Origin of the sequence: Streptomyces sp. NPDC018693 (assembly GCF_044391385.1) — a bacterium.
Taxonomy (GTDB): domain Bacteria; phylum Actinomycetota; class Actinomycetes; order Streptomycetales; family Streptomycetaceae; genus Streptomyces.
This window is the reverse complement of the sequence record NZ_JBIRZZ010000005.1, coordinates 292697-309341: the sequence shown is the minus strand read 5'-3', so window position 1 is coordinate 309341 and position 16645 is coordinate 292697. Positions and strand designations below refer to the sequence as shown.

At 71.3% G+C, this 16645-nt stretch carries 13 protein-coding genes and 1 riboswitch; of the genes, 5 read left to right on the top strand and 8 right to left on the bottom strand.

The annotated features are described in order from the left end of the window. Positions 1-50: 50 nt before the first annotated feature. The gene (locus ACH5AC_RS16465) at positions 51-3239 is read right to left on the bottom strand and encodes a putative bifunctional diguanylate cyclase/phosphodiesterase (protein ID WP_398862503.1); all 3189 of its coding nucleotides are present in this window, start codon (positions 3237-3239) and stop codon (positions 51-53) included. Between the two features lie 408 nt (positions 3240-3647). Between ACH5AC_RS16465 and ACH5AC_RS16460 the strand changes: the two genes are divergently transcribed. The 4 genes from ACH5AC_RS16460 (at position 3648) to ACH5AC_RS16445 (ending at position 7796) form a co-directional block, all read left to right on the top strand. Then, complete coding sequence (locus ACH5AC_RS16460) at positions 3648-4838, top strand: MFS transporter (protein ID WP_398862501.1); 1191 nt, start codon at positions 3648-3650, stop codon at positions 4836-4838. Positions 4839-5118: 280 nt separating this feature from the next. After that, positions 5119-5481, top strand: coding sequence for a nuclear transport factor 2 family protein (locus ACH5AC_RS16455; protein ID WP_398862500.1), 363 nt, complete (start codon positions 5119-5121; stop codon positions 5479-5481). Between the two features lie 71 nt (positions 5482-5552). Beyond that, positions 5553-5638, top strand: a riboswitch (ZMP/ZTP riboswitch). A 23-nt stretch (positions 5639-5661) separates the two neighbouring features. Continuing rightward, on the top strand, positions 5662-6510 hold the full coding sequence (locus ACH5AC_RS16450) for a bifunctional 5,10-methylenetetrahydrofolate dehydrogenase/5,10-methenyltetrahydrofolate cyclohydrolase (protein WP_398862499.1): 849 nt from the start codon (positions 5662-5664) through the stop codon (positions 6508-6510). Positions 6511-6596: 86 nt separating this feature from the next. Continuing rightward, complete coding sequence (locus ACH5AC_RS16445; RefSeq protein WP_398862498.1) at positions 6597-7796, top strand: glycosyltransferase; 1200 nt, start codon at positions 6597-6599, stop codon at positions 7794-7796. Positions 7797-7843: 47 nt separating this feature from the next. Here the strand turns inward: ACH5AC_RS16445 and ACH5AC_RS16440 are convergent, their stop codons facing one another. After that, a complete protein-coding gene (locus tag ACH5AC_RS16440) occupies positions 7844-8494 on the bottom strand; it encodes a TetR/AcrR family transcriptional regulator (RefSeq protein WP_398862497.1) in 651 nt (216 codons plus the stop codon). 190 nt (positions 8495-8684) lie between these two features. On the opposite strand from ACH5AC_RS16440, the gene ACH5AC_RS16435 reads away from it, so the two are divergent. After that, positions 8685-9944: a YncE family protein gene (locus ACH5AC_RS16435; RefSeq protein WP_398862496.1), complete on the top strand. Its 1260-nt coding sequence runs from the start codon at positions 8685-8687 to the stop codon at positions 9942-9944. A gap of 8 nt (positions 9945-9952) precedes the next feature. On the opposite strand, the gene ACH5AC_RS16430 is transcribed toward ACH5AC_RS16435, so the two are convergent. From ACH5AC_RS16430 to ACH5AC_RS16405, 6 genes are all read right to left on the bottom strand, one after another. After that, complete coding sequence (locus ACH5AC_RS16430; protein WP_398862495.1) at positions 9953-11809, bottom strand: cellulase family glycosylhydrolase; 1857 nt, start codon at positions 11807-11809, stop codon at positions 9953-9955. A gap of 98 nt (positions 11810-11907) precedes the next feature. Next, a complete protein-coding gene (locus ACH5AC_RS16425; protein ID WP_398862494.1) occupies positions 11908-12426 on the bottom strand; it encodes a metallophosphoesterase family protein in 519 nt (172 codons plus the stop codon). A gap of 23 nt (positions 12427-12449) precedes the next feature. Next, entirely contained in the window at positions 12450-13406 is a 957-nt protein-coding gene (rfbB, locus tag ACH5AC_RS16420) for a dTDP-glucose 4,6-dehydratase (protein WP_398862493.1), read from the bottom strand. A gap of 53 nt (positions 13407-13459) precedes the next feature. After that, entirely contained in the window at positions 13460-13657 is a 198-nt protein-coding gene (locus tag ACH5AC_RS16415) for a hypothetical protein (RefSeq protein WP_398862492.1), read from the bottom strand. 60 nt (positions 13658-13717) lie between these two features. Beyond that, positions 13718-14080, bottom strand: coding sequence for a DUF6479 family protein (locus ACH5AC_RS16410; RefSeq protein ID WP_398862491.1), 363 nt, complete (start codon positions 14078-14080; stop codon positions 13718-13720). 31 nt (positions 14081-14111) lie between these two features. After that, positions 14112-16559 carry a SpoIIE family protein phosphatase gene (locus ACH5AC_RS16405; RefSeq protein ID WP_398862490.1) on the bottom strand — a complete coding sequence of 816 codons (2448 nt, stop codon included), beginning with the start codon at positions 16557-16559 and terminating at the stop codon, positions 14112-14114. Between the last annotated feature and the right edge of the window lie 86 nt (positions 16560-16645).

Sequence of the window (16645 nt, the reverse complement as noted above, 5' to 3'; positions counted from 1 at the left end):
ACGTCCCGCGGAGCGCGGCCCGCGCACCCCTCGGAAGGGGGCCGCCGTCATCACTGCTTCCCTTCTGCCGGCACCCCACTCCATTCGGCCAGGCGGCCGAGCGGCGGCGCGAGGACGAGGCGTGCCGCCTCATCGGCGCTGACCGGCTTGGCGAAGAGGTACCCCTGGCCGAACCGGCAGCCCATGGAGACGAGCAGTTCCTGCTGCCGCACGTTCTCCACCCCTTCGGCGATCACTGTGAGGCCGAGTGTGTCCGCGAGATGCGTGATGCCCTCGACCAGGGCGTACTGTTCGGGCGAGCGCCCGAGTTCGTCGACGAAGGACTTGTCGATCTTGAGTATCGAGATCGGGAACTCACGCAGATAGCTCAGCGACGAGTAGCCCGTTCCGAAGTCGTCGATCGCGAAACGGATACCGAGGTCGGTGAGCGCACTCATCTCGGCCAGTATGCGCTCGTCGTTGTACATCAGCACGCTCTCGGTCAGTTCCAGTACGAGAGACGACGGTTCTATGCCGGAGAGATCCAGCGCGCGCCGGATCACGCTGTAGAACTCGGCGTCCCGGAACTGACGCGGCGACACGTTCACGCTGACGTAAGGCGCGTTGCGGGTGGCCGTACTGTCGCGCCGCACGGAGTCGTCCCACCGGACGGCCTCGGCCGCGGCCTGATCGAGCACCCAGGCGCCGAGCGGGACGATCTGCCCGCTCTCCTCGGCCAGCGTGATGAACTGCTCCGGCAGCACCATGCCGCGCGTGGAGTGGGGCCAGCGAACGAGTGCCTCGAAGCCTGCGATCCGCCCGCCGGCCAGCTCCACTATGGGCTGGTAGAGCACCATGAACGACGTCTCGATCGACGAACTGTCCAGGCCCTCCTGCAACTTGGCACGCTCGGCCATGCCCCTTTGCAGGTCCGGGTGGTAGCGGCGCCACTGGCGCTTGCCCGCCGTCTTCGCCGAGTACAGCGCGAGATCGGCGTGTGTCAGCAGTTCGACCGAGTCGATGCTGTCCTCCGTCGTCGCGACACCGACGCTGGCGTACGTGCTCACCGGCCCCACACTGAGCGGGAACGGCTCTGCGAACGCGGTCATCACGTGCTCGGTGAACCGCTCCACGCCCTGCGATGTGATGGAGCCCTCCACCAGGAGTGCGAACTCGTCGCCGCCGATGCGCGCGGCGGTGTCGGAGGCACGGACCGTGGTCTGCAGCCGGAGTGACAGCGCGACCAGGAGTTCGTCGCCCACGCTGTGGCCGTGTATGTCGTTGACGACTTTGAAGTCGTCCACGTCGACGAAGAGCACGCCGACCACCGTGCCGTCGCGCTGGGCCTGCACCAGGGCGTGGCTGATCCGCTCCTGGAGGAGCACCCGGTTGGCCAGGCCGGTGAGCGGGTCGTGGAACGCCTGGTGGATGAGTTCACGTTCGAGCTTGCGCTGTTCGGTCACGTCCCGCAGAGTGAGCACCACTCCGCCGACGGTCGCCTCCTCGCGCAGGTCGCTCCACCTGACCTCGGCCTCGATGAACCCCCGGTCCCCTCGGATCATCCGCCAGTGCTCGCGCCTGGTCTGGTACTCGCGGCTCCGTATCCGGCCGAGTGTCTCGACCACCGCGCGACTGTCCTCCGGCGGCACCAGATCGATGAGGAGGGTGCCCTCCAGGTCCGGAACGCCCAGCACCTTGCCGGCGGAGGGGCTGGCGTAACGGACCCGGTCCTCGTCGTCGAGGATCAGGATGACGTCGGAGGCGTTCTGCACCAGCGTGCGGAAGTACGCCTCGCTCTTGCGCCGGTTGACCTCCTCGGCGAGGGCGACCCGCGCCACGGCAAGTGCCGTCTGCGCGGCGAGAGTCGCCAGCGTGTCGCGGAGGACGAGCAGGTCCTGCTCGTCGCCGGCCACGATCAGCACCCCGATCTGCGGATTGCCCAAGGGATGGTCCTGTGAGGTGAGCGGGCAGACGAGCGCGTGGCTGGTGCGGGTCGGCTCCTCGGCCGGGCCCGCGAGGTGGGCGGCGATCTCGAGCCCCACCCCGTCGAGGGTCACCAGGCGGTTCTCGCCGGACGCGGTCAGTTCCCGTACGGCCGCGGTCGCCCGCTCGGACACGGGCCCGCGTACGCCGCCGTTCTCCCCATTCACCCCGTTCACCCACAGCCTGTTGTCCGGCACGGTGAGCAGTGCGGAATGCGGCGGGCCGTGCGTCACCAGTTCCGTCACCGCGGAGTGGACGGCGGCGGCCACATCCCGCACATCGCCCGCTCCGCCCAGCGACGACACCGCTATGCGCAGCACCTTCTCCCGGCCGACCGCCCGCCGGTGGGTCGCCACCACGCCCGCCAGGCGGTAGAGCACGAGGAGGAAGAGCACCGCGGAGAACACCCCGATGACGCCGACGTTCTCCCTCACACCGCGCACCGCCTGCGTCAGAAGGATGGTCGGCGCGATCAGCGACGCCAGGGTGAGCAGGCTCAGCCGGCCCGTACCGATCTCGGCGCGCCCTTCCACCGGCTGGGTCAGCGACCGCATGGACGGATGGAGCGCGGCGACGGCCCAGGCGCCGTACAGGACGGCCCAGCCGAGATCGACCGCGGTACCCGTGCGCCAGGTGCCGTTCAGTTGTATGAGGCCGTACGCCACGTCGGCGGTGAGCAGGCCGACGGTGCCCGCGGTGAGCAGCATGAGCGAGGGGCTCCGGCCACCACGTCCGACGACGAGCAGACGCAGCAGCATCGCCAGAACGAGGATGTCACCGAGCGGATAGGCGATGGAGAACGCCTTCTGCACCCAGGTGAGACCCTCGAGTTCGGCGAACGGCTCGATGAGGAACAGCCACGACAGCAGTGCCAGGCCGACTGTCAGTGTCAGCGCGTCGACGAGGCTCGCGCGGTCGCGCCAACTGGTGCGCCAGCGGACGAAGCTCAGCAGCCCGGCCGCATACAGCGGATATGCCGCGAGATAGAAACCGTCGGCGATCGACGGAAACGGGACCTCGTCGAGCAGCTCGATGAGGATGATCTGGGCGGTCTGGCCCGCGGCGAATGCGAAGTTTCCCGCGGCGAGCAGCAGCCACGGGAGCCGATGCGTCGGGCGGTTGAGAAAGACACCCAGGAGAATACCGCCGACGCCGGTCGCTCCAATGGCGGTGAAGATCAGCCGCTGTTCCGGAAGCATGTAGTAGAGCATCGTCAGTACGACGATGCTCGTGCCGACGGCGGCCATCGCGGCATGGCCTCGTAGTCGCGCGTTCAACCCAACTCACCTCCTGGGAGGGTGGCTTGCCGGTCGGGCCGAGCTGAGCGAACGGCACCGGGCGATGGCTGGGAAGCTCATGGGATTCAGGCTGGCAAAGGGAGAGTCTCCGGGGCTGCGGCGCGGCGCCCTGGTCGCCTGTGAAACACGATCGCCTGTATACGCGGTTGCCGGTATCAGCGGTCTCCGGTATGCGGGCTCCTTCCCGCCGAGACATCGACGTGTCTGCCATCCAGCTTACCCGGCTCGTCATTTCGCGCACGCGCAGGAAGAGATACCGCGTAACGCGCCATGAGAGACGACCGTCACGCATCGCGGGAAACCGCGTGATGCGTGAAAATGGAGGACGCCGAAACCTGATCTGATTCGCCCAGCAGCGATCGGCTCCTGACGGAGCGTGGAGTCCCCGTGCTCTCCGATTACCGCCGGACCTTCTCTCCGGCAGGCAGTCTGCTCTTCTCCACCGCGGGCTTCATCGCACGCCTCCCGCAGTCGATGATCGGTGTCGGCATCATCATCATGCTGTCGCAGCTCGGCGGTGACTACCGCCTCGCCGGCTCGGTCTCGGCCACGCAGGCGCTCGCCGCCGCGGCGATCGGACCGCAGATCTCCCGGCTGGTCGACCGTCACGGCCAGCGCCGGGTCGTCCTCCCGGCGACGGCCGCGACGGTCGCCGCCATCGGTGCGCTGCTGCTGTGCGCACGGTACGCCGCCCCCGACTGGACGCTGTACGTGGCGGCGGCGGGAGCGGGCTGCATGCCCAGCATGGGCGCTCTCGTCAGGGCCCGCTGGGCGGAGATCCACCGGGCGTCACCGCGGCTGTTGCACACCGCGTACTCGATGGAGTCGGTGCTCGACGAGGTGGTCTACGTCGTCGGCCCGGCGTTGGCGATCACCCTGTCGGCCGAGGGACCGGCCGAGGCCGGACCACTGACGGCCGCGGTCCTGCTCGCCGTCGGCGTCCTGCTGTTCGCCGCCCAGCGGCGCACGGAACCGCCGGTGCGCGCCGAGCGGCAGCGCGTCCGCGGCTGGGCGCTGCGCATCCGGGGACTCGGCGTGCTGACCTTGACGGCGACGTCGGTGGGCGCGTCCTTCGGTTCGGTGGATGTCGTGACGGTGGCGTTCGCCGACGCGCACCACCACAAGGCGGTCTCCGGCCTGCTGCTGGGCGTGTACGCGCTCGGCTCGGGCCTGGCGGGCGCGGTCTTCGGTGCCATCGGGCCGCGGGGGACGATCACGCGGCGGTTGCCGGCCAGCGTCTGGGCGATGGCGGTGACGACCGTGCCGCTGTTGTTCGCGCCGGGGCTCGCGGTGCTGGCGGGGATGCTCTTCGTGGCGGGCATGTCCCTCGCGCCGACCCTGATCACCACGATGGAGCTGGTGAACCGCCTGGTGCCGGCCGCCCGGCTCACCGAGTGCATCACCTGGATCGTTTCGGGCCTCTCCGTCGGGGTGGCGCTGGGCTACGCCTTGTCCGGGTGGATGGTCGACGCTGCGGGAGCCTCGGCGGGCTACGCGGTGCCGTGCGCGGCGGCAGTGCTCGCCGCCTCGACGGCCACCCTCGGCCTGCCCCGGCTGTCCCGCGTGGGCGTGCAGTGACAGGCACACCCTTCGAGCGGCTCCCTGCCCACAGGATCCGGCGGACCTCGCGGACCAGGTGCCGGGCGTGCAGCTCGTCCACCTTGTTCAGCTCGGTCAGCTCGGTCAGCTCGGTCAGCTGACGGGACACCGGCGGCAGCTCGGCGGGGATGTCGCCGCTCACCCGCCGGTCGCACCCGCGGCCCACGGCTTGCCGAGCCCGGTGGGGCGGGGGACGCTCGGAGATGAGGGTCTCGCGGCATGTTCTCCGATCGGTACGCGGCCCTCCGAGGAGGTCACCATGGGCACTGCGAGCTCCACCTTCGACACCGAGACCCTGCGCCGGGCAGTGGAGGGGAACACCGGCAACAACCTGCTGTCGCTCTACGCGGACGACGCGGAGCTGCGCATCATCGACCGCAACACCCAGCCGAGCCATCCCAAGGTCCTGCACGGCCGCGGCCAGATAGCCGAGATGCTCGACGACGTCTACAGCCGTGACATGACGCACAAGATGGAGGGGTGCGTGATCCAGGGCGATCGGGCCGCCTACAGCGAGTCCTGCGAGTACGCGGACGGCGTCCGGGTGCTCTCCGAGTCGATGATCACCCTGCGGGACGGCAAGATCACCGAGCAGGTCATGATCCAGGCTTGGGACGAGTGACCCGGCCCGAGGTGCGGCATCGGGTCCGGGCCGTCCCCGGTGACCTGGGCCCTTGCCGTGCCGCTACCCTGTTCGAGGGCCGTGACTGGCGCTGAGGTGGAGCACCACCGGGGAGCGGCCGAGCAGACACCTGATGCCGTGCGCCTGGGCGAGGAGAACCGATCAGCCCAGGAGTGGATCATGTCGCAGGCCCGGCTCATGGACGGCACCGCGCTCGCCCGCCGCATCGTCGAGGAGACCGCGAAGAAGGCCGCCGATCTCGCGGTCCGCACCGGTACGACGCCGTGTCTGGCGACGGTGCTGGTGGGCGAGGACCCCGCGTCCGTCACCTACGTGAAGATGAAGCAGAACCGCTGCCGCAAGGCCGGCATCGGCTCGCGCCATGTGGCGCTGCCGGCCGCGACGACCACCGAGGAACTGGTGGACACGCTGCGCGCGCTGTCCTCGGACCCGACCGTGCACGGCATCCTGCTGCAGCACCCGATGGGCGACCACATCGACGAGCGGGCCGCGTTCGAGGCGATCGCGCCGGAGAAGGACGTCGACGGGGTCACCTTCGCGTCCTTCGCGACGATGAGTTTCGGCCTGCCCGGATTCGTGTCGTGCACTCCGGGCGGCATCATGCGGCTGCTCGACGAGTACGACGTCGACCCGGCCGGCAAGCGGGCGGTGGTCGTGGGCCGCAGCGCCATCCTCGGCAAGCCGGCCGGCATGCTGCTGCTCGCCCGGGACGCCACCGTGACGTACTGCCACTCCCGCACCGCCGACCTGTCGGCGGCCGTGCGGGAGGCGGACATCGTGGTCGCCGCCGTGGGCCGGCCCCGGCTGATCGAGGGCCGGGACGTCAAGCCGGGCGCGGTGGTGATCGACGCGGGCTACAACCCGGGCAACGTCGGTGACGTCGACTTCGACTCGGCCGTCGAGCGGGCGTCGCTGATCACTCCGGTGCCGGGCGGTGTCGGCCCCATGACCATCGCCACGCTGCTGGAGCAGACGGTGACGGCGGCCGCCCGGCAGCTCCTCGGCTGACCGCGTCCAACTGGCCGCTTTCGCAGGGTGGTTCGCCCCGGATCCGGCCCGCTCGGCCCATACTGGTGGCTGTGCGAGTGGCGATCATGACGGCGGGATCCCGGGGCGATGTCGCCCCCTTCACCGGGCTGGGCCATGGCCTCGTGCACGCGGGCCACGAGGTCACCCTGGTCACCCATGCCCGTTTCGAGCCGCTGGTGGCCGGCTCGGGCATGGCCTTCCACCCTCTGCCGGTCGATCCGCGCGAGGAACTGGAGTCCGCGCGCGGGCGGGGCCTGCACCGCAGCGGCACCGGTGCGGGCAAGCTGCTGCGGGTGGTGTCCATGGCCCGCTCGCTCGTCGGACGGATGGCCGACGACCTGGAGGCCGCCGCCCGCGTGAGCGATCTGCTGCTCCTGGCCGCCTCCGTGGCACCGCTCGGGCACACCGTCGCCGACGGACTGGGCCTGCCACGCCTCGAGCTGGCCCTCCAGCCGATCGCCCCGACCCGCGAGTTCGCGCCCCCGATGCTCGGCGGCGGTTCCTACGGCGCCCTCGGCAACCGGCTCGCCGGGCGGGGCGTGGAGTGGGCCGTGGAACGGGTCTTCGCCCCCGTCCTGCCACAGGTCCGGGCCCGCCTCGGGGTGACCGGCGACCAGCGCGCTCCCGCCCCGGTCCTGCACGGCTTCAGCCCCTCGGTCGTCCCCCGCCCCCGCGACTGGCCGGCCGACCTCGCCGTCACCGGCTACTGGTGGCCGTACGACCGCGACACCCGGCTCCCGCCCGAACTGCGGGAGTTTCTCGCAGCGGGCCCACCCCCGGTGTACGTGGGGCTGGGCAGCGCGACCGTGCCCGATCCGGCGGGGCTCAGCACCCAGGTCGTGCGGGCCCTGCGACGGGCCGGCCTGCGCGGCGTGATCCAGCGCGGCTGGGCCGACCTCGCCGCACACGGCGACGACATGCTCACCGTCGACGAGGTCCCCCACGCCCTCCTCTTCCCCGAGACGGCCGCCGTCGTCCACCACTGCGGCGCCGGCACGACAGCGGCGGGCCTACGAGCAGGCGTACCGGCCATCCCGGTCCCGATCCAGTTCGACGAGGGCTTCTGGGCGGAACGGCTGGTGAGACTGGGGGTGGCTCCCAGAGCACTCCCCCTGCGCCGTCTGACCACGGACACCCTGACCGAGATCCTCGTACGAGCAACACGCGAGCCACGGTTCCGCCGGCGAGCGGAGAAGCTGGGCGAGCGCGTACGCGGGGAGAACGGCGTGGGGCACGTCGTGGAAGCAGTCGGTCGGCTCACCTAGGGAGAACTGCGCGAACAGCCGCGACAAACCCGCACCCGCCCACCCACCTATCGCCACCCCTCCGGCCGCAATATCCCCAACAACTGACGAACCAGCTCCTCCACAACCTCGTCCAACGTCGCATCGACCCACCCCGCACTCCAGTCATGCAGCAGCCCGTTGACGCTGCCGATAAAGGCTGTCGCCGCCAGCCGATAGTCCCGGGGGGCCGCCTCCCCCCGGGCCACCGCCACAGCCGCCTCCGCGCAGATCAGCTCGACCCACCGCGCCCGCCGGGCCAGTCGCTGCTGCTCCAGCCGCGCACTCACCCCGATGATCTCGACGAAGGTGATCCTGATCCGCCGGGGATCGGCGGTCACACTCCCGGCATAGGCATGGAAGATCGCTGTGACCCGCTCGGCCAGCGGCAGCGCCCGCGTCGCCGCGAACGCGGTCAGCACCGCCTCCTCGGCCCACTCGTTGACCTGCAGATGCAGCGCGGCGAGTACATCCTCAAGGGTGCGGAACTCCTCGTAGAACTGCCGTGTCGACAGCCCGGCCGCCTCGCTGAGCGCCGCGACGGTGGTTCCGCGGTAGCCGGGGGTGTCGCCGAACGACTGGAGTGCCGCGTCGAGAAATCTCCGGCGCCGTTCGGCCTGCCGCTCCGCGGCGGTCTTCCCGGCGTAACGGCCGGTCGGGGCCTTCAGCCTGCCCGCCACTCACCCTCCTCGGTACCCACCGGATGGTCCACCGCTCAATTTTGTCGTGTCCAAGTCTTGTGGCGAAGGCCACCCCTTCCTTACTTTCCAGTAAGTCCTTCTGAATGCAGCCGTGTTCAGTTCCGGAGAGCCGTACGCCCTGCCCCCACTTGCCATCCCATGGCACCACCCCTCAGAGGAGGGAGCACGCATGCCTGCCTTCAGATCCAGGCACCTGCGCTCCGCAGCCGCCGCCCTCGCGCTGACCGCCGCCGTCCCCGCCGCCTCGGCCACCGCCGCCCCCGCCACCCCCGACGCCGCCGCCCTGCGTGAGGTGATGTTCGTCGGCAACAACTGGGACGGCACCGCCGATGTCCTCAGGTCCACCGGTGACTTCGCGAGGATCGGCCGGATCAATGTCATCCCCGACAAGGACGCGCGGATGGCGGAGATCAACGCGAACCCGATCAGGTGGATCTACTTCATGGCGATCCGCAACAGCGTCGGCGAGGGCCACGACCAGTTCGTCGACGACATGTACTCCACGCCGGACGGCACGTCGATGGTGGTGTCCCGGCCGAGCTTCGCCGACGTCGTGTCGATCGACCTGGCCACCGGGGCCATCAACTGGCGCTTCCCGGTGTCCGGTTACCGCTCCGACCACATGGCGGTCTCGCCCGACGGCAAGCGGGTCGCCGTCTCGGCCTCGCTGTCGAACACCGTGCATGTGCTGGACATCGACACGGGCAAGGAGCTGGGCAGGTTCGCCACCGGCGACAAGCCGCACGAGAACATCTTCACCCAGGACGGCAAGTACATCTACAACATGTCGATCGGCGACGTGAACACGGCGACCGACGCGCCCTGGCTGGACTGGACGAAGGGCGACCGGCGCATCACCGTCGTCGACGCGACCACGTACCAGCAGGTCAAGGTGATCGACATGCGGCAGCGCCTGGACGCGATCGGGCTGAAGGACTATTCGGACGCCGTGCGCCCGGCCGTGTTCTCACCGGACGAGTCCAAGCTGTACTTCCAGGTGTCGTTCTTCAACGGCTTCTTCGAGTACGACCTCGCCACGGACCGGATCACCCGGACGAAGACGCTGCCGAAGAACCCGGCGACCAACGACGACCGCACCACGATGGTCAACGACTCCCGCCACCACGGCCTGTCGATGAGCCCCGACGGCAGCAAGCTGTGCGTCGCGGGCACGATGGACGACTACGCGACGATCGTCGACCGCGGCACCCTCCAGGAGGGCCCGCTGGTCACCGCGTCCAAGCCGTACTGGGCCACGGTCAGCGGCGACGGCAGGAGCTGTGTGGTCTCCGAGAGCGGCACCGACCAGGTCACCGCGATCGACTTCGCGACCGGCCGCAAGACCGTGTCCGTCCCGGTCGGCGACCACCCGCAGCGGGTGCGCCTCGGCCATGTGGCCGCCGACTGGACGAGTCCTTCGGCCGGTTGATCCGTCGGCTAGCTGATCCGCGCGGCCCACGCCGTGAGTTCGGCGCGGGCCGCGTTCAGCAGGTCCGCGGACGGAGCCGTCGCCCCGTTGGTCACCAGCGCGTAGTGCGGGACCGCGGAGTCCGTCGCGGTGAGCAGCAGGCGGCGGCTTCCCGTGCCGCCGGGCTCGGCGGCCACCGCGATCGGCGTCGTCGAGGTGTACGACGGCGGGGCGTACGCCGTGCCGAGGTCGGAGACGACCGTCGTCGCCGAGGTCGGGAAGGACGCCGGGAGATGCAGTTCGGTGGGTGCCGTGCCGCCGCCGGAGCGCCAGACCAGCAGGCTGTACTGGCCGGAGCCGACCAGGCGTGCCACGTTGGGCAGGGAGCTGGGCACCGGGTTCCAGGTCAGCACGGTGGAGCCGTCGCGGGAGCGGTCCTCGTAGGTGAAGGCCAGGGTGGTGCCGGCGGTGGCGCTCGGGTAGACGCGGTCGAGCAGCCGGGCGTCCTGGCGCAGGGTCACGGTGCCCGAGTCGTCCGTGCGTACGGCGGACAGGTCCTCGTCGTTCCAGGCGTCGCCTTCGGTGAGGACCTTGTCGGGGTTGCCGTTCATCAGCTCGTGGTGGCGGCCGTGGTAGATGTCCCACTGCCACTGCTGGCCGGACAGGACGGGGCCCGAGGCGGCCGGTGCGGACCACCAGTTCGCGCCCTTCACCCGGGAGTCCATGGCCTGGTACATCGCCTTGAGGACGGTGGGTGCCTTGCCGGCGACCGTGCCGGCGAGGGGATGCCCGAACTCGCTGATCACCGCCGGGGTGCCGGCCGCGGCGGCCCGGTCGCGGAGCGCGCCGAGGTCGCCGACGTACTGGCCGTCGGAGGCGTTGCCCCACATCAGGAACCCGGAGATGGCCTTGTGGTCGTAGAAGTGGGTGTTGAAGACGTAGTCGGGGCCGAGCGTGCCCGCGTCGAGCAGTCCGCCCTCGTGCCGCTGGAAGGAGATGTTGGAGTTCCAGAAGAGGTTCGGCTCGGCGAGGACCGGCTTGTCCTGCCAGCCGGCCGCGTCCATCCGGGCGCGGAACTTGACGTAGAACGGCCAGAGCAGGTCGCGTTCCCAGATGCGGCTGGTCTGGCCGGAGTCGTAGCTGCCCGCGTACGGCTCGTTGTAGGGGTCGAAGCCGATGACGCCGGCGAACTGCTCGGCGGTGAGGTGCCGGCGGATGTAGGTCATGGTGCGCTGGGCGGTGGTGAGGAAGGCGTCCTGGAGGCCGTGCTTGTTGTGCCAGAAGTCGTGCTGGGCGGCCTGGACCGCGGCGTTCTGGGTGATGTTCTGGCCCCAGAAGGCGCAGATGCCGCAGAACTCGTCGGGGTAGTTGCCGAGATCCACGGCCCACTTGGGGGCGCCGTCGCCGGTGTACCAGCTGTCGGGGTCGAAGAGGTACCGGGAGTACAGGTCCTGGTGGAAGTCGGGGTAGACGCGGATGCCGGCGTCGAGGAAGGCACCGATCTGGGCGGTGGCGGCGGCCAGATAGGCGGTGTCGACCTGGCCGCGGGCCGGTTCGGCGTACGCCCAGGAGAGCAGGAAGCGCACGGAGTTGCCGCCGCCGAGGGCGCGCAGGGCCTTGGCGGACTTGCGGGCGTCGGCGACGGAGGCGAAGGGCAGGCCGCCGTTCTCGTCCAGCTTGGTCTCGCCGGAGACGTTGTAGCCGCGCAGCACGACCTCACGGCCGGCGGCGTCGACGAAGCGACCGTTCGACACGGTGAGCGCCGTGCCGTCGAACCACAAGGAGTCGGGTGGGGTGGCGGCGGTGGCGGACGGGGAGCCCGTCACCGTCAGGAATCCGCTGAGGACGACCAGAACAACGAGCAGACGAGCCCGAACATTCGGCATGTCCACTACAGTCGAGCGATTTCAGGACATCGTCAATACTTCTGACTCCAGAGTAAGTTGACTATCAGTCAACTCATGGGTCACTCTGCCTGTCCCGTTCAACGGGCGCGGGCGCCGTCGGGGGGCGGCAGCCGGTGCAGGACCACGTCCGTGAGGCGGCCTGCGGCCACCGCGGCGGTCATGTACGTGCAGTGCGGCTGACGTCTGCGGTCGGTCGGCGAGCCGGGGTTCAGCAGGCGCAGTCCGCCGGGCGCGGTGGTGTCCCAGGGGATGTGGCTGTGCCCGAAGACCAGCACGTCCAGATCGGGGAAGCGGGCGGTACAGCGGGCTTCCCGGCCCTGGGCGGGGCCGGTCTCGTGGACGACGCCGAAGCGCAGGCCGGCCAGGTCGGCGTACGCCACCTCGGGGAGCCGGGCCCGCAGGTCGGGGCCGTCGTTGTTGCCGTACACGGCGACGAGCCGCCGGCTGCGCTCCTCCAGCAGGTCGAGGGTGGCGGTGTCGACCCAGTCCCCGGCGTGCAGGACCACGTCGGCCTGCGGGAGTTCCGCCAGCAGTGGCGCGGGCAGCTCCCGGGCGCGCCGGGGCAGGTGGGTGTCGGACATCAGCAGCAGGCGCACCCCGTCAGTGTGCCCCCGGGTCGTCAGGGGCGCCGCTTCAGCGGCTCCCACCAGTCGCGGCGGTCGCGGTACCAGGCGACGGTGTCGGCGAGGCCGGTCGCGAAGTCGTGGTGCGGGCGGTATCCCAGCTCGGTGCGGGCCTTGGTCCAGTCGACGCTGTAGCGCAGGTCGTGGCCCTTGCGGTCCTCGACGTACGCCACCCGGTCCCAGCCGGCCCCGCAGGCGTCCAGGAGGAGGCCGGTCAGCTCCCTGTTGGCCAGCTCGGTGCCGCCGCCGATGTTGTAGACCTCCCCGGGGCGGCCCTGCGTACGGACCAGGTCGACGCCCCGGCAGTGGTCGTCGACGTGCAGCCAGTCGCGGACGTTGCGTCCGTCGCCGTAGAGGGGGACCCGCTCGCCGTCGAGCAGGTTGGTCACGAAGAGCGGGATGACCTTCTCGGGGAACTGGTGCGGGCCGTAGTTGTTGGAGCAGCGGGTGACACGGACGTCCAGGCCGTGCGTGCGGTGGTAGGACAGGGCGATCAGGTCGGCGGACGCCTTCGACGCGGCGTACGGGGAGGTCGGCCGCAGCGGGTGGTCCTCCGTCCAGGACCCGGTCGGCAGGGAGCCGTACACCTCGTCGGTGGAGACGTGCACGAACGGTCCGGTGCCGTGCCGCAGGGCCGCGTCCAGCAGCGTCTGGGTGCCGAGCACATTGGTGCGTACGAAGGCGGCGGCGCCCTCGATCGAGCGGTCCACGTGGGACTCGGCGGCGAAGTGGACGACCTGGTCGGCGCCGGACATCAGCTTGTCGACGAGGTCGGCGTCGCAGATGTCACCGTGCACGAACTCCAGGCGCGGGTGGCCGACCGGCAGGTTGCTGAGGGAGCCCGCGTAGGTGAGGGCGTCCAGCACGGTGATGTCCGCGGTGTCCACGGCGAGGAGCCGGCGGACGTAGGCCGAGCCGATGAAGCCGGCGGCTCCGGTGACGAGGAGGTTCATGGAGGATCTCTACCTCGCCGAGGTCGCCGGGGGCCAGTCGGCCGGCTGGTCGGTCAGTCCTCACCCCTGACGATGTTCCACTCCGGGCCTCGGCGCGTCATGGGCGCGGAGTCGGGGCCGGCGACGGCCGGTATCCAGGTGCGCGGTGCGCTCTTGGCGCGGCGCAGGCGGCGGGCACGCGCCCAGCCCGTCTCGGGTCGACGGATGGTGGCAGCGGGCTGCTCCTCGGTGTGCGAGGTCACGGCGTTCATCACCTTTCTGTGGTGCGACCGGCACCTTCTGCGGTGCGGTCGGCACCGTCCCTGTGCATGTCAGTGGGCACCCGGTCCGCCGCTGCCGAACGAGCCGCCGGAACCGCTCTCCCAGCGCCCGCGGCGCTGGTCGGGGCGGTCGCGGCCGCCGTTGGGGCGCAGCTCGTGCGGGGTGAGCCGGGTCTCGCCGTCGTCCGGCATCGCGCTCGGTTCCCGCATCCGCCGGGTCTCCCGGACCGGTCCGTCCTCGGCCGGCCCGGGCTGTTCGTCGGGCCGCGGCGGGGCCGGTTCGCGCCGGCGTACGCCGATGCCGAGCCGGACGGCCCAGATCAGCGCGCCGGTGACGACGACGCCGGCGACGAGAACGGCGACCACCCCGAGCACGGTGCTCGCGGTGGCGGCTACGGTGACCGTGGTGTCCATGTGCGCCCGAGTACCCGTGTGACGGAGTGTGTCACCCGCCCAGCGTGACCTCGCACCACACCTGCTTGCCGCCGCTCACCGGCAGCGTGCCCCATGCCTCGGACATGGCCTCCACGAGGAGGATGCCGCGGCCGCCGGTGGCTTCCCAGCCGAGGTTGGTCGGTTTGACCGGTGTGCGGGGCGAGGCGTCGGTGACGGCGACGCGCAGCCGGTCGTGGATGAGGGTGAGGTCGAGGCGGACCTTGCCGTCGGTGTGGACCAGGGCGTTGGTGACGAGCTCGGAGACGACGAGCAGCGGTACGTCCATGGCGTCCTTGGGCACGCCCCAGGCGCGCAGGGTGCGCCTGGTGAAGCGGCGGGCGTGCCCGGCGGCCTCGGGCACCCGCCACACCGTCCAGCCCTCCCGCAGCGGTCGTACGGCCATGCCGTCGTAGCGCATCAGCAGCAGCGCCACGTCGTCGCCGCGGTGGGCGTTGCCGAGCAGGGCGTCGGCGACCAGGCCGAGGTGGGCGGGGTCGGAGACGGCGAGTTCGTGGGCGAGCCGGTCCAGTCCGGCGTCGATGTCGGACTCGGCGGACTCCACCAGGCCGTCGGTGGTCAGGGCGATGACGGTGCCGGGCAGCAGCCGGAGCTGGGTCATCGGGAAGTCGGCCTGGGTGACCACGCCGAGCGGTGGGCCGCCGTCCGACTCGGCGATGTCGGTGACGCCGTCCGGGTGACGCAGCACGGGCGGCGGGTGTCCGGCCCGGACGCACCAGGCGGTGCCCGCCTCCATGTCGACGTCGACGTAGACGCAGGTGACGAAGAGGTCGGTCTCCAGCTCCATCAGCAGCCGGTTGGCGTGGGCGACGACGACGTCCGGCGGGTGGCCCTCGGCGGCGTAGGCGCGCAGCGCGGTGCGCATCTGGCCCATGAGAGTGGCGGCGGCGGTGCTGTGGCCCTGGACGTCGCCGATGACGAGGGCGACGTGGTGGTCGGGCAGCGGGATCACGTCGTACCAGTCGCCGCCGACCTCGAGCCCCGCGGTGGCCGGCAGATAGCGGGCGACGGCGACGCCGCCGGGCAGCTTCGGCAGGCGGCGCGGCAGCAGCTGGCGTTGCAGCATGCCGACGAGTTCGTGCTCGGCGTCGAAGGCGTGGGCGCGCATCAGGGCCTGTCCCACGAGGCCGGCGGAGGCGGTGAGCAGGGCGCGTTCGTCGGAGCCGAAGTCGTGCGGGGTGTCCCAGCCGATGAGGCAGGCGCCGGCCATGCGTCCCGCGGCGGGCAGCGGCAGCACGGCGAGGCCGCCGGGGCCGACGTCGGCGAGTGCGGGTTCCAGGGTGGTGCCGGCGGGCCAGATCTGTGCGCGGCCCTCACGCAGGGCGCCGGCGAGGGTGGGCATGGCGCGCACCGGCGCGTCGGGCCACTCGGTGCGCCACTCCAGGCGCCACAGCTCGGGCCAGGACTCGGGGTCGGGCGGGTCCAGGACGGTGACGACGAGCCGGTCGCCCTCCAGTTCGGCGAGGGCGATCCGGTCGGCGCGCAGCGGGCGGCGCAGGGCGGAGACGACGGCCTGGCTGACGTCGCGGACGGTGCCGGCGGTGGCGAGCGCGGCGGCGAGGCGCTGGACGCGGGCCACGTCGGTGACCTCGGGCCGCAGGGTGGAGGCGTCGGCGACGGTGCCGACCAGCCGCGCCGGGTGGCCCTCGCCGCCGGGCAGGAGCCGGCCGCGCAGTCTGAGCCATTTGGGTGGGCCGGTGGGCTGGAGCACCCGGAACTCCAGCTCCCGCTCGCCGATGGTCATGTGGTCGGCCTCCACCACCGACATCAGCGAGGGCAGGTCCTCGGGGACGGTGAGGCCGAGCAGGGTCTCGACGCGGCCGTCGAACTCCTCGCGGGTCAGGCCGAACAGCTCCAGGATCTCCTCGCCCACCTCGACCCGGCCGGTGTCCATGGCGAGGGCGAAGGCGTCGCCGCGCGGTGCGGCGCCCTCGCGTGGGGCGGGCCGGGCGTCCGGCCGGGTGATCGCCTCGGCGACGAGTTCCAGACACTTGCGGCCGTCCGGGTCGAACCCGTCGGCGTGCTCGGTGACGGCGAGCAGACAGCCGCCCGTGTCGTCGTGCACCGGCAGGGCCGCGAGATGGACGTCCCGGGAGGGCATGCGCCGTGAGTCGGCCCAGTCGGCCACCTCGTCCGGCCCCAGCCACACCGGGCGCCGGGTGAGGTGCGCGGCGGCGGCCGGGGAGCGCCCGTCGAGGGAGTAGCTCTCGCGCAGCCCGTACACCGTGCGGGGCACGCCGGCGGACTCGGCCAGGCAGAGGAGATCGCCGTCCTGCGTCGGCGTGTACACCGCGACGAAGGACGCGCCCGCGAAGACGAGCGCCTGTTCGAGCACCCGCCGCGTCCGTTCGGGTGAGCGGGGGCCGTCCGTGATCGCCTGGAGGGCGACTTCGGCACGCAGCGTTCGCGTTCCGCGTCCGGCGGCACCCTGACTGACCACGTCCGTAATTACAGCGCTAATGAGACGAGCGCGCAGCCCCTGTGACCGTTCGGCGCGCCCCCGGCCGCCGGGAGCTTCGCGCCGAG